22 protein-coding genes are annotated in these 22,508 nt (G+C 74.1%); 1 reads left to right on the top strand and 21 read right to left on the bottom strand.

Annotated elements, in window-relative coordinates; genetic code table 11:
• Positions 1–110: 110 nt before the first annotated feature.
• The 11 genes from K8Z61_RS01575 to K8Z61_RS01525 all read right to left on the bottom strand — a co-directional run bounded on the left by K8Z61_RS01575 (position 111) and on the right by K8Z61_RS01525 (position 8,315).
• Positions 111–419, bottom strand: coding sequence for a DUF2469 domain-containing protein (locus K8Z61_RS01575; RefSeq protein ID WP_224126312.1), 309 nt, complete (start codon positions 417–419; stop codon positions 111–113).
• The gene (locus K8Z61_RS01570) at positions 416–1,093 is read right to left on the bottom strand and encodes a ribonuclease HII (RefSeq protein WP_224126311.1); all 678 of its coding nucleotides are present in this window, start codon (positions 1,091–1,093) and stop codon (positions 416–418) included. Before K8Z61_RS01570 ends, K8Z61_RS01575 begins: the two co-directional genes overlap by 4 nt.
• Positions 1,090–1,929, bottom strand: a complete 840-nt coding sequence (lepB, locus tag K8Z61_RS01565; protein ID WP_224126310.1) for a signal peptidase I — start codon at positions 1,927–1,929, stop codon at positions 1,090–1,092. The genes K8Z61_RS01570 and lepB overlap by 4 nt, the downstream gene beginning before the upstream one ends.
• Positions 1,930–2,043: 114 nt before the next feature.
• The gene (rplS, locus tag K8Z61_RS01560) at positions 2,044–2,397 is read right to left on the bottom strand and encodes a 50S ribosomal protein L19 (RefSeq protein ID WP_224126309.1); all 354 of its coding nucleotides are present in this window, start codon (positions 2,395–2,397) and stop codon (positions 2,044–2,046) included.
• Positions 2,398–2,611: 214 nt separating this feature from the next.
• Positions 2,612–3,787, bottom strand: a complete 1,176-nt coding sequence (gene trmD, locus K8Z61_RS01555) for a tRNA (guanosine(37)-N1)-methyltransferase TrmD (RefSeq protein ID WP_224126308.1) — start codon at positions 3,785–3,787, stop codon at positions 2,612–2,614.
• 1 nt (position 3,788) lies between these two features.
• Entirely contained in the window at positions 3,789–4,337 is a 549-nt protein-coding gene (gene rimM, locus K8Z61_RS01550; RefSeq protein WP_224126307.1) for a ribosome maturation factor RimM, read from the bottom strand.
• A 127-nt stretch (positions 4,338–4,464) separates the two neighbouring features.
• A complete protein-coding gene (locus K8Z61_RS01545; RefSeq protein ID WP_224126306.1) occupies positions 4,465–4,707 on the bottom strand; it encodes an RNA-binding protein in 243 nt (80 codons plus the stop codon).
• A 5-nt stretch (positions 4,708–4,712) separates the two neighbouring features.
• Complete coding sequence (gene rpsP / locus K8Z61_RS01540) at positions 4,713–5,216, bottom strand: 30S ribosomal protein S16 (protein ID WP_224126305.1); 504 nt, start codon at positions 5,214–5,216, stop codon at positions 4,713–4,715.
• Positions 5,217–5,404: 188 nt separating this feature from the next.
• Positions 5,405–6,490, bottom strand: coding sequence for an amidohydrolase family protein (locus K8Z61_RS01535; RefSeq protein ID WP_224126304.1), 1,086 nt, complete (start codon positions 6,488–6,490; stop codon positions 5,405–5,407).
• Positions 6,491–6,538: 48 nt separating this feature from the next.
• Positions 6,539–6,901: an NYN domain-containing protein gene (locus K8Z61_RS01530; protein ID WP_308116728.1), complete on the bottom strand. Its 363-nt coding sequence runs from the start codon at positions 6,899–6,901 to the stop codon at positions 6,539–6,541.
• Positions 6,902–7,013: 112 nt separating this feature from the next.
• The gene (locus K8Z61_RS01525) at positions 7,014–8,315 is read right to left on the bottom strand and encodes a hypothetical protein (protein WP_224126303.1); all 1,302 of its coding nucleotides are present in this window, start codon (positions 8,313–8,315) and stop codon (positions 7,014–7,016) included.
• Between the two features lie 31 nt (positions 8,316–8,346).
• Here K8Z61_RS01525 and K8Z61_RS01520 point away from each other — a divergent pair, with 31 nt between their 5' ends.
• Positions 8,347–8,715 carry a hypothetical protein gene (locus tag K8Z61_RS01520; protein WP_224126302.1) on the top strand — a complete coding sequence of 123 codons (369 nt, stop codon included), beginning with the start codon at positions 8,347–8,349 and terminating at the stop codon, positions 8,713–8,715.
• 171 nt (positions 8,716–8,886) lie between these two features.
• Here the strand turns inward: K8Z61_RS01520 and ffh are convergent, their stop codons facing one another.
• The 10 genes from ffh to smc form a co-directional block, all read right to left on the bottom strand.
• Complete coding sequence (gene ffh, locus K8Z61_RS01515; RefSeq protein WP_224126301.1) at positions 8,887–10,440, bottom strand: signal recognition particle protein; 1,554 nt, start codon at positions 10,438–10,440, stop codon at positions 8,887–8,889.
• Positions 10,441–10,570: 130 nt separating this feature from the next.
• Positions 10,571–12,799, bottom strand: coding sequence for a [protein-PII] uridylyltransferase (locus K8Z61_RS01510; RefSeq protein WP_224126300.1), 2,229 nt, complete (start codon positions 12,797–12,799; stop codon positions 10,571–10,573).
• 112 nt (positions 12,800–12,911) lie between these two features.
• Positions 12,912–13,250 (bottom strand): P-II family nitrogen regulator, encoded by a 339-nt coding sequence (locus K8Z61_RS01505; RefSeq protein WP_224126299.1) that lies wholly within the window; start codon positions 13,248–13,250, stop codon positions 12,912–12,914.
• Entirely contained in the window at positions 13,247–14,518 is a 1,272-nt protein-coding gene (locus K8Z61_RS01500; protein ID WP_263430485.1) for an ammonium transporter, read from the bottom strand. The genes K8Z61_RS01505 and K8Z61_RS01500 overlap by 4 nt, the downstream gene beginning before the upstream one ends.
• A gap of 292 nt (positions 14,519–14,810) precedes the next feature.
• A complete protein-coding gene (locus K8Z61_RS01495; protein ID WP_224126297.1) occupies positions 14,811–15,149 on the bottom strand; it encodes a P-II family nitrogen regulator in 339 nt (112 codons plus the stop codon).
• A complete protein-coding gene (locus K8Z61_RS01490) occupies positions 15,146–16,432 on the bottom strand; it encodes an ammonium transporter (protein ID WP_224126296.1) in 1,287 nt (428 codons plus the stop codon). Before K8Z61_RS01490 ends, K8Z61_RS01495 begins: the two co-directional genes overlap by 4 nt.
• A 268-nt stretch (positions 16,433–16,700) precedes the next feature.
• Positions 16,701–17,855: a signal recognition particle-docking protein FtsY gene (gene ftsY, locus K8Z61_RS01485; protein WP_224126295.1), complete on the bottom strand. Its 1,155-nt coding sequence runs from the start codon at positions 17,853–17,855 to the stop codon at positions 16,701–16,703.
• Positions 17,856–17,944: 89 nt separating this feature from the next.
• On the bottom strand, positions 17,945–18,160 hold the full coding sequence (locus K8Z61_RS01480; protein ID WP_224126294.1) for a hypothetical protein: 216 nt from the start codon (positions 18,158–18,160) through the stop codon (positions 17,945–17,947).
• Positions 18,161–18,326: 166 nt separating this feature from the next.
• Positions 18,327–18,782, bottom strand: a complete 456-nt coding sequence (locus K8Z61_RS01475) for a thioesterase family protein (RefSeq protein WP_224126293.1) — start codon at positions 18,780–18,782, stop codon at positions 18,327–18,329.
• Between the two features lie 48 nt (positions 18,783–18,830).
• On the bottom strand, positions 18,831–22,439 hold the full coding sequence (smc, locus tag K8Z61_RS01470; protein WP_224126292.1) for a chromosome segregation protein SMC: 3,609 nt from the start codon (positions 22,437–22,439) through the stop codon (positions 18,831–18,833).
• Between the last annotated feature and the right edge of the window lie 69 nt (positions 22,440–22,508).

Here is a 22,508-nt window from a genome sequence, read left to right as displayed (position 1 = left end):
CCAGCATTCGACGTCACCTCAGGTCCGGCGGCCCTCCCGCCTCGATCGCTCAGGCTAGGTCGCCGGACGGACGCCGTCGCGGGGTCCGCGTCGCAGATGACCCGTTCGGGCTACGGCTTGGGCGGATCGATGTCCGAAGGGTTGAGCTCCTCGACGTTCACGTCCTTGAACGTCAGCACCTTGACGCTGCGGGCGAAGCGCGCCGGGCGGTACATGTCCCACACCCAGCAGTCGGTCATGGAGACCTCGAAGAACACCTCGCCGGCCTCCGTGCGCGCCTTCACGTCGACCTGGTTGCACAGGTAGAAGCGGCGGTCGGTCTCGACGACGTACTTGAAGATGCCGACGACGTCGCGGTACTCGCGGTAGAGCGTCAGCTCCATCTCGGTCTCGTACTTCTCGAGGTCCTCTGCGCTCACGACGGCGACTCTAGTGCGGGCTCCAGACCAGCGGCGCGGCGCACGTTGACGAAGCACCAGCGGTGCACCGGGGAGGGCCCGTGGGCCTCCAGCGCCGCGGTGTGGACGTCGGTGATGTAGCCCTTGTGGGTCTTGAAGTCGTACTCCGGCCACGAGACGTCCAGCTCGGTCATGATCCGGTCGCGGGTGACCTTCGCGATCACCGACGCCGCGGACACGCAGGCGGCGACGCGGTCGCCCTTCCAGACCGCGAGCGACGGGACGCCGAGGCCGTCGACCGGGAACCCGTCGGAGAGGACGTAGCCGGGACGCACCGCCAGGCGGGCGGCCGCGCGGCGCAGGGCCTCGACGTTCGCGACGTGCATGCCCAGCCGGTCGCACTCCCCCGGCTCGACGACGACCACCGACCAGGCGAGCGCGCGGCGCACCACCTCGGCGTAGCAGCGCTCGCGCGCGGCCGCGGTGAGCAGCTTGGAGTCGGCGAGACCCGGGACGAGGCCGCGGCGCCCCTCGGGGAGGATCGCGGCGGCCGCCACGAGCGGGCCGGCGCAGGCGCCGCGTCCGGCCTCGTCGACGCCGGCCACCGGACCGAGCTCGTGCCGTCGCAGGGCGCGCTCGTAGCCGTACGCCCCGGCGTCGCGGCGCACCGCGACGCCGCGCGGCAGCCGGCTCACTTGCCGGCGGGCACGTCCGCGAGGCTGTCGGGACGGCCGACGAAGGTGAACCGGTCGAGCGGCCACAGCAGGACGAAGACCTTGCCGACGATCAGGTCGTCGGGCACGTACTCGTCCCCGGGCACGCAGTCGGTCTCGCCCTTCTGGCACAGGTGCACCGTGGAGTCCGCGGAGTTCTGCCGGTTGTCGCCCATGACGAACACGTGGCCCGGCGGCACGGGGCCCGCGGTCCAGGCGTTGGTGCTGCAGTCGGAGATCATCGGGCCGTAGCAGGAGCCCGGGCTGACCCGCGCGTAGCCCTGCTCGTCGACGGACTTGCCGTTGATCTGCAGCCGACCCTGCTTGTCGCAGCAGTGGATGGTGTCGCCGGGCACTCCGATGACCCGCTTCACCAGGTGGCCGCCGGCCGGGTAGAGGCCGATCTTGGTGAGCGCACGGCCGAGGAGGCTGGTGGGGCCGGCCTGCTCGGCGGCGGTGAGCCAGTCGCCGGGGTCCTTGAAGACGATGACGTCGCCGCGCTGGGGCGAGCCGGTCCAGTACGAGACCTTCTGCACCAGGATGCGGTCGTTCTTGACCAGCCCGGGCTCCATCGACTCCGACGGGATGTAGAAGGCCTGCACGAAGAAGGCCTTGAGCACGACCGCGAGGCCTACCGCGATCACGAGCAGCAGGATGCTCTCCTGCCAGACCGGGAGGCCCTTGCGCTTCTGCGGCCGGGCCGTGGCGTCCTCGAGGGACGGGCGGGCCGGGGCGCCGGCCTCGTCGGGGGCCTCGGACGCGTCGGACGACGGCGACCCCTCGACGTCGGTCTGCGGGTCGTGGTCGTTCGAAGTCACGCGAGGAGTGTAGGCGCGGGGTGCCCCGGGGCCGTGATCGGCCGGGCCCCGGACGCACGAGGACCGCGCCCCCGGGACGGGGACGCGGTCCTGACGTGGGCTGCTGCGCGGACGTCAGACGTCGCGGCGCTCCTTGATCTTGGCGGCCTTGCCGCGCAGGTTGCGCAGGTAGTAGAGCTTCGCCCGGCGGACGTCACCGCGGGTGACGACCTCGATGGTCTCGAAGATCGGGGAGTGCAGCGGGAACGTGCGCTCGACGCCGACGCCGAAGGAGACCTTGCGGACGGTGAAGGTGCGGCCGACGCCCGAGCCGTGCACCCGGATGACGACGCCCTGGAAGATCTGGACGCGCGAGCGGCTGCCCTCGACGACCTTCACGTGGACCTTGACGGTGTCGCCCGCGCGGAACTCGGGGAGGTCTGCGCGCTTGACCGCGTTGCCGATCTCGGCGACGACGTTGTGGCTCATGGTGTCTCCTCGCGGATGCCACAGGTCGGCCGCGGTTGAGGACGTGCGGGTGGGCGTCCGCTCGCGAGGCCGGCGGCGCGGGACTCCCCCTGTGGCAGGAGCCCGACGCAGGCCCTCCGTGCGTTCCTCGGAGCGACCCTTCGGCCAGCGGACCTGCGAAGTCTGCCACAGCGCCGGACGGCGTCCGAAATCTCCGGCCGCCGCGACGCAGGGCTCAGCGACGCCGCGGCCGGGTGAGCACCACCGGGCCGGACGGACCGTCGAGCACCTCGCGGACGCGATACCCCGCGCGCCGGTAGCGACGCAGGTTGGCCTCGCTGCGCGCCCCGGTGAACAGCAGCAGCGTGCGCGTCGACGCAGGCGCCATCGCCTCGGCGTGCTCGAGCAGGACGCGCCCCAGGCCGCGGCCGCGCAGATCGGGGGCGACCATCAGCCGACCGATCTCCCAGGTGTCGCCGCCCTCCTCGGAACCCGGGACCACGCGGCCGCGCACCGAGCCGACCAGCCGGCCGGCGAGCCGCACCGTCCAGGTGCGCCAGGTGCGCAGGCCGTCCTCGATGTCGCCCAGCTCCTCGTGCAGCGGCGGGATGGAGAGGTCGTCGTTGGCCAGCGCCTCGGTGACCCAGCAGCAGCGCTGGAGCACCAGGAGCTCGGGCGCGTCGGCGGGCTGCGCCGGCTCGATGGTCCACTCCCCCGTCGGCGCGAGGCTCCCGGCGGCGAGCAGGTCGGGACGGCGCTCGGCCGTGCGCCCGAGCCGCTGCTCGTGACGCCAGGCCGCGATGCGGCCGTGGTCGCCGGAGAGCAGCACGTCGGGCACGTCGAGTCCGCGCCACGACGGCGGCTTGGTGTAGCTCGGGTACTCCAGCAGGCCGTCCTCGTGCGACTCCTCGACCAGGGAGGCGGCGTTGCCCATGAACCCCGGCAGCAGCCGCACGACGGCCTCGGTGACGGCGAGCGCGGCGACCTCGCCGCCGTTGAGCACGTAGTCGCCCAGGCTGATCTCGACCAGCTCGGCCCGGCTCCCGGCGTGGTCGAGCACCCGCTGGTCGATGCCCTCGTAGCGGCCGCAGCAGAAGACCAGCCGCTCGCGGGTGGCCAGCTCGCGGGCCAGGGCCTGGGTGAGCGGGCGGCCCGACGGCGTCGGGACGACGACGGTCGCGCCGTCGATCGCCAGCGCGTCGAACGCCTCGCCCCACGGCTCGGGACGCATCACCATCCCGGCGCCGCCGCCGTACGGGGTGTCGTCGACGGTGCGGTGGCGGTCGTGGGTCCAGGCCCGCAGGTCGTGGACGTGCACGTCGATCAGGCCGCTCGCGAGCGCCTTGCCGGGCAGCGAGAGCCGCAGCGGCGCCAGGTAGTCGGGGAAGATCGTGAGGTAGTCGAGCCGCACGTCAGGACTCGTCGGGCAGCGGGGCGACCAGGCCCGGGCGGTCGGCGACGACGACGCGACCGGCGTCGAGGTCGACCTCGGGCACGAGGGCGGAGACGAACGGGACGAGCGCCTCGCGCCCGTCGGTCGTGTCGATGACGAGGAGGTCCTGCGCGCCGTGCACGAGGGAGGCCACCGTGCCGAGCGGCGTGCCGTCGACGTCGTGGACCGCCAGCCCGATCAGCTGGTGGTCGTAGAACTCCTCGGGGTCCGCCGGACGCTCCTCGGGGTCGACCTGCGCGTGCAGCACCAGGCCGCGGGCGGCCTCGGCGGCGGTGCGGTCGGGGATCTCGGCGAAGGCGACGAGCAGGGTCTGCTGGTGCCAGCGACGCGACTCGACCGTCAGGCTGCGCGGCGCCGCGGCGACCCCGCGCCCGGGCTCGGCGCGCAGCACCGCGCCCGGGGCGAAGCGCCGCTCCGGCTCGTCGGTGCGCACGTCGACGGTGACCTCGCCGCGGATGCCGTGCGGCTTGCCGACGCGTCCGACGACCAGCTCGAGGGTCTCGCCCATGGGTGCCTCCGGTTCGAGGGCCGCGCACGGCCCGGGATGCGGCCGACCCGCCCGGGCGTGGGCCCGGGCGGGTCGGCGGGTGCTGCTTCGGTGCTGCTTCGGTGCTGCTTCGTGCCGAGCGGCGGGATCAGCGACGGCGGTCGACGTCGACGAAGTCGACGCGGGCGCCGTCCTTGCCCGCCAGGGCACCGATGACGGTGCGGAACGCCGAGGCGGTGCGGCCGTTGCGGCCGATCACCTTGCCGAGGTCGTCGGGGTGCACCCGGACCTCCAGGAGCGAGCCCCGGCGCAGCTGCTTGTCGCGCACGACGACGTCGTCGGGGTGGTCGACGATGCCGCGCACCAGGTGCTCGAGCGCCTCGGCGAGCATGCGGCTCAGGCCTCGGCCGGAGCGTCGGCGGTCTCGGCGGGCGCCTCGGCCGGGGCGGCGGCCTCGGCGGCCGGCTCCTCGGTCTTCTCCTCGGCGGCGGGCTCCTCGGCCTTGGGCTCGGCCTTCTTCGACGCCTTCTTGGTGACGGCGTCACCGCTGGCGTCGCCGCCGGCCTCCTTCAGCGCCTCGTTGAAGATCTCGAGCTTGTCGCGCTTCGGGGCGGCGGTCTTCAGCGTGCCCTCGGTGCCCGGCAGGCCCTTGTGCTTCTGCCAGTCGCCGGTGATCTTGAGGATCGCCTCGACGGCCTCGGTGGGCTGCGCGCCCACGCCGAGCCAGTACTGGGCGCGGTCGGAGACGACCTCGATGAAGGAGGGCTCCTCCTTCGGGTGGTACTTGCCGATCTCCTCGATCACGCGGCCGTCGCGCTTCTTGCGCGAGTCGACGACGACGATGCGGTACTGCGGGACCCGGATCTTGCCCAGGCGCTTCAGACGGATCTTGACGGCCACGGTGGGTGGTGTCTCCTTGACGTGTGGATGTGGTGAGCACGCGGCCGCCAGGTGGGGAACACCGGGGCTGCACGCTCGAGGGGCCGTGTCGCGCTCGGTGAGAGGGTCCGGGCGCGCAGGACTCAGCGTCAGATCATGCCAGAACGGCCCCTCCCCCACGAATCGCCGGATCGGGCCTCGTGCGGCGCTCAGGGACGGCGCGCGACGACCCGTCCGCGCAGCACGACGACGGACGGACGGCCGAGCACCGTGAGGTCGTCCAGCGGGTCGGCGTCGAGCACGACGAAGTCGGCCGGGGCCCCCTCCTCGAGGCCGTCGGGCAGCCCGAGCCACGCCCGCGCGCGCCACGACGCCGCGGCCAGGACGTCCTGCGCCGGCAGGCCCATGGCGGCCATCGCCAGCACCTCCTCGACCAGGACGCCGTGGCGCTGCGAGCCGCCGCCGTCGGAGCCGACGTAGAGCGCGACCCCCGCCTCGTGGGCGCTCATCAGGGCCTCGCGCCGTCGGGCGTGCAGGTGCTCCATGGTGCGGGCGTAGGCGGGGAAGCGCTCGCGGCCGGCGTCCGCGAACCCGATCAGCTTCTCGGTCTGCAGCACCGTGGGCACCAGCGCGACGCCCTGCGCCGCCATCTGCTCGACGTGCTCGGGCTCGAGGCCGGTGCCGTGCTCGAGGCAGTCGATGCCGGCGTCGAGGAGGCCCTGGAGCACGGTGGTGCCGAAGCAGTGGGCGGTGACCTTGGCGCCGTGGGCGTGGGCGGTGGCGATGGCGTCCGCGAACGCCTCCACCGGGAACGACGGCGCGAGGTCGCCGTCCTCCCGGCTGATCCAGTCGCCGACCAGCTTGATCCAGCCGTCGCTGCCGGACGCCTCCAGGGCCACCTGCGCGCTGAGACCCTCGGGCTCGACCTCGACGCCGTAGTCGCGCAGGTAGCGACGGGTGCGGGCGATGTGCCGGCCGAAGCGGATCAGCCGCGGCAGGTCGTCGCGCTGCTGCACCCAGCGGGTGTCGGCCGGCGAGCCGCAGTCGCGCAGCAGCAGGATGCCGGCGTCACGGTCGGCGAGCGCCTGCTGCTCGACGACGTCGTCCGGCACGGCGCCGCCGTCCTCCAGGCCGAGGTGGTTGTGGGCGTCGACCAGCCCCGGCAGCAGCCAGCCCGCCCGGGTCACGGTGTCGGCGCCGGGCTGCGGCTCGTAGGTGACGTGGCCGTCGACGACGTAGACGTCGCGGGTCTCCCGCTCGGGCAGGACGACTCCGGTGAACCGCAGGGCGCTCATGGGGCGAACCTAGTCCGGGTCGTACGGCCCCGCCGCCAGGTGACGCGCTCAGCCCAGCCGGTCGAGCAGCCACACCGGCCCGACGGCCAGCGCCCCGCACGCGGCGACGCGGGCCTGCAGCGCCCGGTCGGCGCTGACGACGGTGACCTGACGTCCCGCCTCGGCGGCCGCCTGCGCCTGCTCGACGATCGTCCGGTCGCCGTCGCGGGCCGCGTGGACGCACCGCACGTGCGCGTCGCGCCCCGCCTTGACGCCCTGCTTGGCCTGCCCCTCGAGCACCAGGACGATCTCGTCCTGGGGCAGGTCGGCGACGAGCAGCTCCTCGTGCAGGCGCCGGGCCGCGCCAGGGCGGTCCTTCCACCAGCCGTCGGCCCGGGCTCCGACGACGTTGGCGGCGTCGACGACCAGCACGGTCCGGATGCTGCGCGAGCGGCTCACCGCGTCACCGGCCGGCGGAGGCGACGCGGAGAGGGGATCACGGACGCATCATCGCCGATCGCTGGGCGGGGTGGAGTCGCCGCCCTCAGGGCAGGGCGGCGACCCTCACCGGGATCGACTTGTTGCCGATCGTCGCGTCGTCGCCCAGGGTGCCGCTGGTGTCCGCCCCCCACGCGTGGAGGGTGCCGTCGGTGGCGATCGCGAACGTCGAGTACGGACCCGCGCCGAGAGCGGCGACGGTCTTGCCGGCGAGGCTGCTGCCGTCGGGCTCGGCGATCGGCGCGACGCCGGAGAGCGATGGCACGGCCGTGCCGGACACGCCATTGCCCACCTGACCGGAGGACTGGGCACCCCAGCCGAGGCGGACAGTGGTGCCGGAGTCGACGGCGATCGCGTGGGAGTGATCCAGCCCAGCGGCGATGACGCGAACCCGGTAGCCGCCCGGTCCCGTCTTCGGGACGGCGACCGGGGCCAGCTGGGCGGTGGTGCTCCCAGGGAGAGCCTGCCCGCTGTCGTTGCGGCCCCACCCGTAGACCGTGCCATCGTCCCCCAGCGCGAGCACATGGCTCGAGCCGGCGGTGATCGCGACGATGTTCTTGCCGGCCAGGCCCACGACCTGGGTCGGCCGGAGGACGTCCCCGGAGGTGGTCCCGTTGCCAAGGGAGCCGGAGATGTTCGCCGTACCCCAGGTGTAGACCCGGCCGGTGGCGCTGAGGGCGACCGTGATCCCGGTGATGGCGACGACAGCGGTGAAGCGGGCGGTCGTGGTGACCCCACCGACGGTCTCGATGGGCATCCGGACCGCGGTCGGCGTGAGCTGGGCTCCGGGGGCACCCGAGGCGTTGTCGTCGCCGAGCGCCCCACCGGAGCGTGAACCCCAGGCATAGGCCGTGCCGTCCGAGGCGACCACCACCGAATGAGCCGGTGCGCTCGCGATCGCCACGATGGTCTTTCCCTTCAACGCCCCCGACTGGTCGACCGCCACCGGGCTGTACGCCGTGGTGCTGGTGGATCCATCACCGAGCTGCCCGTTCGAGCCGGCGCCGAAGGCGTGGAGGGTGTTGTCGGCCGCCAGGGCGACGACGGTTCGGCTGCAGTTGTCGACCGCGACGATCGTCTTGCCTGCCAGCGTGCCGCCGTCGATCCGCACGGGGGTGCGAGGACCAGCGGCGCTCGTGCCCAGCCCCAACTGCCCGTAGAGGTTGCTGCCCCAGCCGTAGAGGCGACCATTGCGGATGGCGAACGCGGCCACATTGCTCCCCGCGTTGTGCGCACAGGTGAGCGTGGTGGCGGCGCGCTGGACGGCAGTCCCTGCCGTTCCGGCCCGGTAGGTGATCGTCCACACCGCCGGCGTCGGCGCCGTGGGCGTCGTGGCGGTCAGGGTCACCGACGCCGGGATGCTCGCCGGGAGCACGGCGGTGTTGAAGGTGACCGTGACGCTCGCCCGGCCGTTGGCGTCCACCACCGCGGTCGTCGTGTCCACCTTGGTGCGCGCGGCCCCCAGCGTGAGCCACGACCGGTCGTCGCCGGCCAGGGAGAAGGTGACCACCCGGCCCGCCAGAGATGACGTCGCAGCGCCCGCGGTCGAGGCGAGCTGCGCGGTGAACTGCTGCGTCACCCCGTCGCTCCCGGTGTACGCGTCGGTGCTGCCCGCCGGCGAGACGATGCTCAGCGACACCGCGCCCGACGTCGCGAACGCCGGAGCGGCCGCCACCACGGAGATCACCGGCGCCGCCCACACCGCGGCCGCCACCGCGGCGCGTCGCGACACGCCCCCGGTCGTGTGATCGGCGTCGGGCACGGCAGAACGAGGAGCGGGAAGGGGCACGGGCGTCCTTGCAGAGTCGTGACGAGGGGATGGATCCAAGACGTCCCGAGGCCGCTGATGTTACGTCGGCGTTACCGCAATCGCCCCGGGTTCCACGAGATCCGCCGGCCGAACGAGCCGCCGAGCGGCGTCACTTCAGGAACTTGGAGAAGTCCTTCGGCAGGTCGAGCGCCGCGGCGGCCTTCTCGTAGTCGATCTCCTCGCCGTTCTGGGTGCCGAACGGGTTCGCCGCCGGCTTGGCCTGGCGTGCGGCCACGCTCTGCCCGGCCTTCGCGGGGTTGCCAGAGCGACGAGCGCCCTTGCCCTTCTTCGGCATCGGCTTCTGCTTGCCGCGGCCACCGCCGACGCCCGGCATGCCCGGCATCCCCGGGATGCCGCCGCCCCGGGCCATCTGGGTCATCATCTTGCGGGCCTCGAAGAACCGGTCGACGAGCTGGTTGACGTCGTTGACCGTGCGCCCGGAGCCCTTCGCGATGCGCGTGCGCCGCGAGCCGTTGATGATCTTCGGGTCGTCGCGCTCGGCGGGGGTCATCGAGCGGATGATCGCCTCGATGCGGTCGATCTCGCGCTCGTCGAAGTTCTCCAGCTGCTCGCGGAACTGACCCATCCCGGGCAGCATCCCCATGATCTTCGACATCGAGCCGAGCTTGCGCAGCTGCTGCATCTGCTGGAGGAAGTCCTCGAGCGTGAACTCGCCGCCCTGGCCGGTGAGCTTCTCGGCCGCCTTGAGCGCCTGCTCGGCGTCGAAGGCCTTCTCCGCCTGCTCGATCAGGGTGAGCACGTCGCCCATGTCGAGGATGCGCGAGGCCATCCGGTCGGGGTGGAAGAGGTCGAAGTCGGTGAGCTTCTCGCCGTTGGAGGCGAACATGACCGGCCGGCCGGTCACCGAGGCGATCGAGAGCGCCGCGCCGCCGCGCGCGTCGCCGTCGAGCTTGGTGAGCACGACGCCGTCGAACCCGACGCCGTCGAGGAACGCCTGGGCCGTGAGCACGGCGTCCTGGCCGATCATCGCGTCGACGACGAAGAGCACCTCGTCGGGGCTGATCGCGTCGCGGATGTCGGCGGCCTGCTGCATCAGCTCGGCGTCGACGCCGAGACGGCCCGCGGTGTCGACGATCAGGACGTCGTGCAGCGTGCGCTTGGCCTCCTCGAGGGACGCGCGGGCCACCGAGACGGGGTCGCCGACGCCGTTGCCGGGCTCCGGCGCGAACACCGGGACGCCGACCCGCTCGCCGTTGACCTGGAGCTGGTTGACGGCGTTGGGCCGCTGCAGATCGCAGGCGACGAGCATCGGGGTGCGGCCCTGCTCCTTGAGCCACAACGCCAGCTTGGCGGCCAGCGTCGTCTTGCCGGCGCCCTGGAGGCCGGCGAGCATGATGATCGTCGGACCGGTCTTGGCGAACCGCAGCCGGCGGGTCTCGCCGCCGAGGATGCCGACGAGCTCCTCGTGGACGATCTTGACGACCTGCTGGGCCGGGTTCAGGGCGCCGCTGACCTCCTCGCCGCGCGCCCGCTCCTTGACGGTGGCGACGAACCCGCGCACCACCGGCAGGGCGACGTCGGCCTCCAGCAGCGCGATGCGGATCTCGCGCGCGGTGGCGTCGATGTCGGCCTCGGAGAGCCGACCCTTGCCCCGGAGGTTCTTGAAGGTGTCGGAGAGCCGGTCGGAGAGAGTGGCGAACAAGGTGGTCCTCAGCAGTCGGTCAGGCGGGCCTCCAGCCTAGCCGGCGCCGGGCCCGCGGGATCAGCCAGCGCGGAGTCAGCGCGGAGTCAGCGCGGAGTCAGCGCGGAGTCAGCGCGGAGTCAGCGCGGAGTCAGCGCGGAGTCAGGGCCGCCCGCACGGCGTGGGCGGCGGCCGCCGCCCGCTCGTCGGTGAGCGCCCCGGCGCCGGCCTCCTGCACGTAGAAGACGTCGACGGCCTGGGGTCCGAGGGTGTCGACGTGCGCCGAGCGCACGGCGATGCCGAGTCCGGCGAGCGCCGCGCACACCAGGTGGACGATGCCTGGCCGGTCGGCGGCCCGCACCTCGAGCACGGTGGAGAGCCGGGACGCGTCGGGCCGCACCTCGACGATCGGCGCGAGCTCGCCGGGCCCGGGCGGGCGCAGGCGGCGGGCGAGGTCGAGGCGGCCGGCGACGATCGCCTCGTAGGTGGTGCGCAGCCGGCCGGCGTCGAGGTCGGGCGTGCCGACCTCCCACACCGAGACGCCGACGGCGCCGCCCCGCGCGCCCTCCTGCGACCAGACGCGGGCGGCCCGCACCGGCACCCGCTCCATCGCGAAGACCGCCGCGAGGTCGGCGAGCAGGCCGACGCGGTCCGGCGCGAGCGCGGTGACGCGGGAGCCGTCGCCGACGGCCTCGACGTCGAGCGCGACCCCGCCCTTGCGCACGACCTTCGGCACGTCGACGACCTCGGGCTCGACCGCTGGGAGCGCGACGCCGGAGTCGAGGGCCGCCCGCACCCGCCGCGACAGGTCGAGGATCAGCCCGGAGCGCCAGGACGTCCAGGCCTGCGGCGAGGTGGCCTTCGCGTCGGCCTCGGTGAGCGCGGTGAGCAGCGAGAGGGCCTCCACGTCGCCGATCCGCTCGGCGACCAGCTCGATCGTGGCGGGGTCGTCGGGATCGCGGGTCGTGGCGGTCTCCGAGAGCAGCAGGTGCCAGCGCACCAGCCGCCCGATCAGGTCGACGCACTCGGGGGCGAAGCCCATGCGGGTGGCGATCTCGCGGGCGATCGGCTCGCCGGCGACGCTGTGCTCGACGACCCCGCCCTTGCCGATGTCGTGGAGCAGCGCGGCGACCATCAGCACGTCGGGCCGGCCGACGGTGCGGATCAGCGCGGACGCCTCGACGCAGGTCTCGACCATGTGCCGATCGACGGTGTAGCGGTGGATCACCGAGGCGTGCGGCAGCAGGCGCACCCGCTCCCACTCCGGCAGGATGCGGTCGAGCGCCCCGGTCTCCTCGAGGGTCTCCCACACCCCGAGCAGGCCGCGGCCGGCGGCCAGCATGCGCACCAGGCTCTGCCGGGCCTCGGCCGGCCAGGGCTCGGGCAGCGGGGCGGTCTCGGCGGCCAGGCGCGCAGCCGTGGGCGGCGCCAGGACGACGTCCTGCTCCGCCGCGGCGGCCGCGGCCCGCAGCAGCAGCCCGGGGTCGGAGGCCGGACGCGCGGCGCGGTCGAGGACGATCTCGCCCCCCGCCAGGGCCACGCCCGCGGCCACCGGGGTCAGGCTGGGCCGGCGCGGCCCGACCCGCGCCGGGGCCGCCGAGACGTCGGCGGCGCGGCGCCAGGTGAGCCGCGAGAGGTGCGTGATGCGGCGGCCGAGCTCGCGCACGTGCCGCTGGGCCGCGGCCTCGTCCGGCAGGCCGAGGCCCTCGGCGAGGCCCGCCCACGCCTCGGGGGCCACGCGGTCGGTGGCGCGTCCGGCGACGCCGTGTAGCACGTCGCGGACGTCGAGCAGCGCCTGCCGGCTCTGCTCCAGGGCGACGTGGGGCACGTCGACGAGCCAGGTGGCCACCAGCGCCTTGAGCACCGTCGCGTCCCGCAGCCCGCCGTCGGCCTCCTTGAGGTCGGGCACCGAGAGGTGGGCCAGCTCGCCGGCCCGCTGGTGCCGGCTGCGGACGAGCTCGTGCAGCGCGGGCAGGCGGGTGCGCGCGTGGCGCCGCCACTGCGCGAGCATCGTCGTGCGCAGCCGCAGCGTCAGGTTGGGGTCGCCGGCGAGGTGGCGGATGTCCAGCAGCCCCAGGGCGACGCGCAGGTCGGCGTCGGCGGCGGTGACCATCTCGCCGAGGTGGCGCACCGAGTGGTCGATCGTGGTGCCGGAGTCCCAGAGGGGGTACCAGATCTCGGTGGCCACCGAGCCGGGGTCGACGGCGTCGTCGGTGACCAGCACGACGTCGAGGTCGGAGCAGGGCGCGAGCTCGCTGCGGCCGTAGCCGCCGACGGCCACGAGCGCCATGCCGACGTCCCCTCCCCCGGCCTGCTCGTAGGCGCGCCGACACAGCGCGTCGGCCTCGGCGGTGCGCTGGGCGCGCTGGTCGGCGGTCACGGGCTGCCTCGCGGGGTCGGGGTCGCTGGGGAGGGCGGGCGGGGCGGAGGACCCGGATCGGCTCCGGCACCCGGGAGCCGGGTCCGGACCATCCGGGTCGGGGTCGGGCGGGTCAGACCGCGGCGTCGTCGCGGTCGCCGGTGCGGACCCGGATGACCGTCTCGACGGGCGTGACCCACACCTTGCCGTCGCCGATGCGACCCGACGCGGCGCTGCGGACGATGGTGTCGACCACGGCGTCGACGTCGTCCTCGGCCACGACGATCTCGAGCCGGATCTTCGGCACCAGGCTGATCTCGTACTCGGCGCCGCGGTAGACCTCGGTGTGGCCCTTCTGCCGGCCGTAGCCGGAGACCTCGCTGACGGTCATGCCGGAGACGCCGACGGCCTCCAGCGCGACCCGCACCTCCTCCCACTTGTGGGGCTTGATGACGGCGGTCACGAGCTTCATGCGTCACTCCTGTTCAGGATGGAGCCGGCCGAGCGGGCGCCCGGGGAGGCCTGGAGGTCGTAGGCGGCCTCGGCGTGGACGACGAGGTCGATGCCGCTGACCTCGTGTTCCTCGTCGACGCGGAAGCCCATGAGACGGTCGACCACCCAGCCGATCATGCCGGAGACGACGAACGCGTACACCAGCACCGCGCCGACGCCGATGGCCTGCTTGCCCAGCTGGGTGAGGCCGCCGCCGTAGAGGAGGCCGTCGACGCCGGTGGGCGCGGAGGCGGTGGCCAGCAGGCCGATGCCCAGCGTGCCGACGACGCCGCCGACCAGGTGCACGCCGACGACGTCGAGGGAGTCGTCGTAGCCGAGGCGGTACTTCAGGCCGACGGCGAAGGCGCACACGACGCCGGCCGCCGCGCCCATCGCCAGCGCGCCCAGCGGGGAGAGCGAGCCGCAGGACGGGGTGATCGCCACCAGGCCCGCGACCATGCCGGACGCCGCGCCGAGGGACGTGGCGTGACCGTCGCGCAGGCGTTCGACCAGCAGCCAGCCGAGCGTGCCGGACGCCCCGGCGAGCAGCGTCGCGACGAAGACGACCGCCGCCCGGTGGTCGGCCGCGAGCGCGGAGCCGGCGTTGAAGCCGAACCAGCCGAACCACAGCAGGCCCGCGCCGAGCATCACCAGGGTCAGGTTGTGCGGACGCATGGGGTCGCGGCCGAAGCCGACGCGCTTGCCGAGCACCAGCGCCAGTGCCAGCGCGGAGGCGCCGGAGCAGACCTCGACCGCCGTGCCGCCGGCGAAGTCGACGAGGCCGACCCGGTTGGCCAGCCAGCCGCCGACGTGCCCGTCGGCGTCGAAGTCGAAGACCCAGTGGGCCACCGGCGCGTAGACCAGCACCGTCCAGACGGCCACGAAGACCAGCCAGGCGCCGAAGCGGGCGCGATCGGCGATCGCCCCCGACACCAGGGCCCCGGTGATCACCGCGAAGAGCCCCTGGAAGAGGGCGAACAGGATGACGGGGTAGGTGCCGCCGCCGGCGTCCGGCTCGAGCAGCTGGCCCAGGCCCGCGAACTGGCGCGGGTCGCCCACCAGGCCGGCGCCGAGGTCGTCGCCGAAGGCGAGGCTGTAGCCGACGACCGTCCACACGACGAGGACGACGGCGAGGGCGCCGAAGGTCATCATCATCATGTTGAGCACGGACTTCGAGCGCACCATGCCGCCGTAGAACAGCGCCAGGCCCGGCGCCATGAGCAGCACGAGCGCGCTGGCGATCAGCAGCCAGGCGGTGTCGCCGGAGTCGAGGCCGCCCGCGGGCGCCGCCGCGGGGACGAGGGACGGGAGGAGGGCTGCGCCCGCCGGGACGGGACCGGTCGCGAGGATCACGACGGGCCACTCTGCGCAGTGATTGTTTCCTCCGTGTAACAGACCTTCCGACGTCCCATCCCTCGTCCGGACGCACGTCGGGCCCGGACCGCGGGGGCGGTCCGGGCCCGACGTCGACCGTCGAGGCGATCAGATCACGGAGAGATCACCGAAGATCACGGCGAGGTCACGGAGCGGTCACGGCACATCAGAGCGCCGCGGCGTCACGGTCCCCGGTGCGGACCCGGACGACGGAGTCGACCGGGCTGATCCAGACCTTGCCGTCGCCGATCCGACCGGTCTGCGCGGTGCGGACGATGATGCCGACGACCTCCTCGGCGTCGCCGTCCTCGACGACGATCTCGATGCGGATCTTGGGCACGAGCGCGATGTCGTACTCGGCGCCGCGGTAGACCTCGGTGTGGCCCTTCTGCCGGCCGTAGCCGGAGACCTCGCTGACGGTCATCCCGGTGACGCCGAAGGCCTCGAGGGCCTCGCGGACGTCCTCCCACTTGTGCGGCTTGATCACCGCGGTCACGAGCTTCACGCCTTGCCTCCCTGTCCGGTCAGGACGCCGCTGCCGCCGCCGCTGTGGATGTCGTACGCGGACTCGCCGTGCTCGGCGAGGTCGATGCCGGCCACCTCGTCCTCCTCGGCGATCCGCCAGCCAATCGTGAACTTGATCGCCAGGCCGAGGACCAGGGTCACGACGCCCGACCACGCGATCGCGATCAGGGCGCCGAGCGCCTGGTCGCCGAGCGAGCCGAAGCCGCCGCCGTAGATCAGGCCGTCGATGCCGGCGGCGCCGTCCTTGGTCGAGAAGACCCCGATCAGCAGGGTGCCGACGATGCCGCCGACGAGGTGGACGCCGACGACGTCGAGGGAGTCGTCGAGTCCGAACTTGAACTTCAGGCCCACGGCGTAGGCGCAGATCGCACCGGCGATGGCGCCGATGGCGATGGCGCCGGAGATGTTGACGGCACCGCAGGCGGGGGTGATCGCGACCAGACCGGCGACGATGCCCGAGGCCGCGCCGAGGGAGGTGGCCTTGCCGTGCAGCAGACGCTCGATCGCGAGCCAGCCGAGGATGGCGGCCATGGTGGCGACGGTGGTGTTCGCGAAGGTGCGGCCGGTCTCGGCGTAGAACTGCGCGGTGTCGAAGTCGGCGTCGCCGAGCGCCGCCGGGACGATGGAGCCGACGTTGAAGCCGTACCAGCCGACCCACAGCAGTCCCGCGCCGATCATGGTCAGCGGCAGGCTGTGGGGCCGGCCCGGGTCCTTCGGCCACCCCACGCGCTTGCCCACGAGCAACGCCAGCACCAGGCCGGCCACGCCCGCGTTGATGTGCACCGCGGTGCCGCCGGCGTAGTCCTGCGCGCCGATCTTGCCGCCGATGAGGCCTCCGCCGAACACCATGTGGGCCAGCGGGAAGTAGGAGAACGTCACCCACAGGGGCAGGAACACGACCCACGCGGAGAACTTGACGCGGTCGGCGATCGCACCGCTGATCAGCGCGGCGGTGATGACCGCGAAGGTCAGCTGGAACATCACGTAGATGTAGTTGTCCGGCGTGACGTCCTTGAGGCCGAAGAGCTTGAACGGGTCGGCGAACAGCTTGCCGTCGCCGCTGAAGCCGTCGCTGAAGGACATCGACCAGCCCCACAGGACGTAGACGATGCCGACGATGGCCATCGAGACGAAGGACATCATCATCATGTTGAGCACGGACTTCGAGCGGGTCATGCCGCCGTAGAACAGAGCCAGCGCCGGTGTGGTCATCAACAGCACCAGCAGCGTGGCCACCAGCATGAAGGCGTAATAGCCGTCCACGAAACCTCCAGGGGGATTGCGTTCCGGGGAGGCCGTGCCGGCATCGGACAGCGCTGTCGCGCCGGGCCTCGCCCCATTGCGGAGAACCTTCGCGGGGGCAGGTTTCAGGGCGTCGCTTCCTCGTGTTGCGGAGAGGAAACGAAACCCCCGCCCATGTTGCGGTCGCGTTACGCGGCGTCCGCGCGTCCGACCGGCAAGACGAGACGCGGGCCCGCAGGCGGGCCGGCGTCCACAGTGCGGGCGCGGACGGCGCGCACCGCGGCGGGACTCAGCCGAGCAGCGCGTCGACGAAGGCCGCGGGGTCGAACGGCGCGAGGTCGTCGGGGCCCTCCCCCAAGCCGACCAGCTTCACCGGCACGCCGAGCTCGCGCTGGACGGCCACGACGATGCCGCCCTTCGCCGAGCCGTCGAGCTTGGTGAGCACGATGCCGCTGACGTCGACGGCCTCGCGGAAGACCCGGGCCTGGATCAGGCCGTTCTGGCCGGTCGTGGCATCGAGGACGAGGAGCACCTCGGTGACCGGCGCCTGCTTCTCGATGACCCGCTTGACCTTGCCCAGCTCGTCCATCAGGCCCTGCTTGTTCTGCAGCCTGCCCGCGGTGTCGACGATGACCGTGTCGATGCCGCGCTCGACGCCCGATCGGACGGCCTCGAAGGCCACCGAGGCGGGGTCGCCGCCCTCGACGCCGCGGACGACCTCGACGCCGACCCGCTCGCCCCAGGTGGCGAGCTGGTCGACCGCTGCGGCGCGGAAGGTGTCGGCCGCGCCCAGCGCGACCGTGCGGTCCTCGGCCACGAGGATGCGCGCGATCTTGCCGACCGTCGTGGTCTTGCCGGCGCCGTTGACGCCGACGACCAGCACGACGCCGGGCCGGTCGTCCTCGCCGCTGACCTGCAGCCGGCGGTCGAGGTCGGGGCCTAGCAGCGTGAGGAGCTCCTCGCGGAGCACGGTGCGGACGTCGGGCGCCGCTGAGCCCTCGACCCGCAGGCGGGTGCGCAGCCGCTCGACGAGCTCCTGGGTGGGGCCGACGCCGATGTCGGCGGTGAGGAGGAGGTCCTCGATCGACTCCCAGGTGTCCTCGTCGAGGCGGTCGCGGGAGAGCAGGCCGAGCAGGCCGCGGCCGAGGGCGCCCTGGCTGCCGGCCAGGCGCTGGCGCAGCCGCACCAGGCGCGACGCGGTGGACTCCGGCCGCTCCAGCACTGGCGCGGGCGGCGCCACGGGCGCGGGCGGCTCGAGCAGGTCGACGCCGCCCTGCGGCGCCTCCGGCTCGGCGACGCCGGTCGAGGGCCCCTCGACCGGGGGGCGCGGCGGCGCGGGAGGCACCTGGCCCCGGCGGCCGCCCCGGGCGACCAGGCCGAAGGCGGTGCCGACGCCGATGACGGCGATCGCGACGACGAGCAGGATCAGCTGGATCGGGTCCATGAGGTCATCCAACCAGCCGTCGCCGACGCGGTCGGCATCGGCCGCGGGCCGCGGCTCGGCAGCGGGACAGCGGTCGGCTCAGCGGCGGGTCAGCGGTCGGCGAGCGCCCGGGAGTCGTCGGTCCGCGCGGCGTCCTCGGCCTCGGCGGGCAGCGTGGGCATGCTGTCGACGGCGCGGGTCAGGACGTCGCCCAGCCACTCCGCGCGCTCCGGCGGGGCCTCGCCGCGGTGCGGGTAGGCGACGTAGAAGAGGACGAGCCCGGCCACGACCAAGCAGAGCAGGGTGACGACGGCGACGACGAGCATCGGGGGTGCCTTCCGAGAGCGCTGCGGGCGGGGGCCCGCGGGAGGGAGCGGTGGCGACGGACGGGCGCGACACCGTCCTCCTCCAGGTTGCCAGACCGCCACGGGCCGATCCAACCGACGCCCTCACCCGATCGGCCCGGGTCGTCGGGGCGTCCGACGGCCGGGGTCAGTCGGCCTCGGGCGCCGGCCGCAGCAGGGGCGTGACCGCGGCGCGGATGACGTCCGGCATCGGGGTCACCGGGCGCGCGGGATCGGTGTTGTCGACGTAGACGTGCACGAACCGGCCCTCGGCGGCGGCCTCGTCGCCGTCGCCCTGGAAGAGCCCGATGCGGTAGATCGCCGAGGACGTGCCGATGCGATCGACGACCAGGCCCATCTCGATCGGCTGCGGGAAGCCGATCTCCACGAAGTACTGGCACGAGGTCTCGGCGACGACGCCGATCTGCGGCAGCCGGCGCACGTCGACGCCGGTGAACTCGTAGAGGTGCGCGTTGACGGCGGTGTCGAAGAGCTCGTAGTAGGTCGCGTTGTTCAGGTGGCCGTACGCGTCGTCGTCGCGCCAGCGGGTGGTGACGGTGCGCCAGGCGACGTACTGGTCGCGGGTCGGGCGGACGCGGGGCATGGCTCTCCTCGGGCTGGAGCGGGCGGGGGCTGGCTGGGGCTGGGGCGGTCAGGCGTCCGCGGGCTCGCGCAGGCGCTGGCTGATGACGGCGGAGACGCCGTCGCCGCGCATGGTGACCCCGTAGAGGGCGTCGCCGACCTCCATCGTCCGCTTCTGGTGGGTGATGACGAGCAGCTGCGAGCTCTCGCGCAGCTCCTCGTAGATCTCCAGCAGGCGCCCGAGGTTGGTGTCGTCGAGCGCGGCCTCGACCTCGTCGAGGATGTAGAAGGGCGAGGGCCGGGCCTTGAACAGCGCGACGAGGAACGCCACCGCGACGAGCGAGCGCTCGCCGCCGGAGAGCAGCGAGAGCCGCTTGACCTTCTTGCCGGGGGGCCGGGCCTCGACCTCGACGCCGGTGGTGAGCATGTTCGCGGGGTCGGTGAGCACCAGGCGTCCCTCGCCTCCGGGGAAGAGCCGGGCGAAGGTGGCGTCGAAGGCCCGCTCGACGTCGGCGTAGGCCTCGGTGAAGACCTGCTCGACGCGGGCGTCGACCTCGCGGACGATGTCGAGGAGGTCCTTGCGGGTCTTGCGGAGGTCCTCGAGCTGCTCGGTCAGGAAGCGGTGCCGCTCCTCCATGGCCGAGAACTCCTCGAGCGCCAGCGGGTTGACCTTGCCGAGCATCTGCAGCGCCCGCTCGGCCGCGCGCAGCCGCTTCTGCTGCTCCTCGCGGACGTAGGGGACGGTCGTGACCGGCGCGACATCCGGCTCGGCCGATCCGTCGGGCTGCGCGGACGCGGGCTCGGACGGCTCGGACGGCTCCGCCGACTCGACCGGGACCGGCCGGTCGGGGCCGTACTCGGCGACCAGCGTCTCCGGCGTCAGGCCGAGCTCGTCGAGCGCCCGCTGCTCGAGCTGCTCGATCCGCATGCGCTGCTGCGCGCGGGCCATCTCGTCGCGGTGCACCGAGCTGACCAGCTCGTCGAGGTCGCGCTGCAGGTCGCGCAGCGTGACCCGGACGGTGAGCAGCCGCTGCTCCCCCTCGGCGCGGGACGCCTCCACCTCGGCGCGCGCGGCCGCGGCGGCCTCGATCGACGCCTCGAGCCGCGCGAGCACCCAGGCGGTGGCGACGCCGACGGCCTCCGCCGCACGTGCCTCGCGCTGCAGCCGCTCGCGGCGCGCGACGGCGCGGGCACGGGCGTCGCGCTCCTGGGCGGCCTGACGCAGCAGGGCGTCGGCGCGGCCGTGCTGGGCGCGGGCCCGCTCCTCGGCGGTGCGCAGCGCCAGGCGGGCGTCGGTCTCGGCCTGCCGGGCCGCCCGGGCGGCCTCCAGCAGGCGCTCGCGGTCGTCGGTGGCCGGCTCCTCGCCGTCGGGGTCGACCTCCGCCGCCGCCAGGCGGGCCTCCAGGCCGGCGAGCGCCGCGGCGTCCTGCTCGCGGGCGGCCTCGGCCTTCGCGATGGCCGCGGCGAGCCGCTCGGCCTCCCCGCGCGCGGCCCGCACCTGCCCGCCGTGCTGGCCCAGCTCCTCGGCGACCGCGGCGAGGGTGGCGTCCGACTCGTGCAGCCGCGCGAGCGCGACGTCGACCCGCTTCTGCGCCTCGTGCCGCTCGGCCTCGAGGCCCGACCGCTCGAAGCCGAGTCGCTCGGCGGCGGCGACGACGTCGGCCAGCCGCGCGGCGGCCTCGTCGACGGCGGCCTGGATCTCCAGCAGCGAGGGGCTCGACGAGGAGCCGCCGGACGCCGCGTGGACGCCGAGCACGTCGCCGTCGCGGGTGACCGCGGTGACGTCCGGGCGCGCCGCGACGAGGGCCCGCGCGGCCGGGAGGTCGTCGACCACCGCGACCCGGGAGAGCAGCCGGACGACGGCGGCACGGACCTCGACCGGCGCCTCGACCGCGGAGACCGCCCACGTCGCCCCCGCGGGCAGCGCGCCCCAGGCGTCCGGAGCGTCGGCCTCGGGCCCGCCTCCGACGATCAGCCCGGCACGACCCAGGTCGTCGGCCTTCAGGTGCTCCAGCGCGCCCACCGCGGCGTCGGGGTCCGTGACGACGACGGCGTCGGCCGCCGCGCCGAGGGCCGCGGCCACGGCCGCCTCGGCGCCCGGTCGGACGTGCAGGAGCGCGGCGGCTGTGCCGAGCACGCCGGTGAGCCGCTCGCCGGCGGCGAGGAGCGCGCCCGCGCCGTCCTTGCGGGCGAGGCCGAGCTCGAGCGCGTCCTTGCGGGCCGAGAGGGTCGAGCGGTCGCGGTCGGCCTGCTCCGCCGCGTCGCGGACGGCGGCCAGCCGCTCCTCGACGTCCTCGAGCGCCGCGGTGGCGGCCTCGTGCTCGGCGTCGAGCCCCTCCTCGCCGGCGTCGAGGCCGGCGATGCGGGTCTCGAGGGCGGCGAAGTCGCGCTGGGCCCGCTCGGCGCGGGCGAGCGCCTCCTCCCGCGCCGCGGTCAGCCGGCCGATCTCCTCGCCGGCGGCCGCGGATCGCGAGCGTGCGGCGTCGACCTGGCCGCGCAGCCGGGCCAGGCCCTCGCGCCGGTCGGCGGCGGCCCGCTGCAGCGCCGCGACCCGACGGTCCTCGGCGGTGGCGGCGTCCTCGGCGGTCGTGCGGGCGGCCACGGCGGTCTCGAGCGCGACGCGGCGCTCGGCGAGCTCGGCGTCGGTGCGCCGCTCGGCCTCGCGCGCCTGCTCGGCCTGCGCCTCGAGCTCCTCGGGGTCGCGGCCCCGGGGGCCGTCGCCCTCCCCCGCGCTCGAGGCGTTGCGCAGCCGCTCGGCGGCCAGGGAGGCGGTGCCGCGCAGCCGCTCGCGCAGCCCGGAGAGGGCGAACCAGGTCTCCTGCGCCTGGGACAGCGCCGGCAACGAGGCTCGCAGACCGGCCTCGAGCTCGGCCTCGACGGCACGGGCCTCGACCAGGGCGGCCTCCACCTCCTCGCGTCGGGCCAGCAGCAGCGACTCGTCGGCCAGCTCCTGCTCCAGCGCGCCGCGCGCGGTGACGAGGTCGTCGGCCAGCAGGCGCGCGCGGGCGTCGCGCACGTCGGCCTGCACGGTCGCGGCCCGCCGTGCGACCTCGGCCTGGCGTCCGAGCGGCTTGAGCTGGCGGCGGATCTCGGTGATCAGGTCGCTGAGCCGCGTGAGGTTGCCCTCCGTCGCGTCCAGCTTGCGCAGCGCCTTCTCCTTGCGCTTGCGGTGCTTCAGGACGCCGGCGGCCTCCTCGATGAACCCGCGACGGTCCTCGGGGGTGGCGTGCAGGATCGTGTCGAGCTGGCCCTGGCCGACGATCACGTGCATCTCGCGGCCGATGCCGGAGTCGGACAGCAGCTCCTGGACGTCGAGCAGCCGGCAGCTCGTGCCGTTGATGGCGTACTCCGAGCCTCCGCTGCGGAACATCGTCCGGCTGATCGTCACCTCGGTGTACTCGATCGGCAGCGCGCCGTCGGAGTTGTCGATGGTGAGCACGACCTCGGCCCGGCCCAGCGGCGGACGCCCGCTCGTGCCGGCGAAGATGACGTCCTCCATCTTGCCGCCGCGCAGCGACTTGGCGCCCTGCTCGCCCATGACCCAGGCGAGCGCGTCGACGACGTTGGACTTGCCCGAGCCGTTGGGGCCGACGATGCAGGTGATGCCCGGCTCGAGGCGCAGGGTCGTGGAGGAGGCGAAGGACTTGAACCCCTTGAGGGTCAGGCTCTTCAGGTACACCGCTTCCCGCCTCCCGGGGACGACCGAGGCCCGGCCGACGCCGGGCGAGCGCCGAGCCTACTCACGCCG

The sequence above is a fragment of the Nocardioides sp. TRM66260-LWL genome (assembly GCF_020075545.1).
Classification (GTDB): domain Bacteria; phylum Actinomycetota; class Actinomycetes; order Propionibacteriales; family Nocardioidaceae; genus Nocardioides.
The sequence above is the reverse complement of the archived record's forward strand: the minus strand, read 5'-3'. Positions and strand labels throughout refer to the sequence as shown.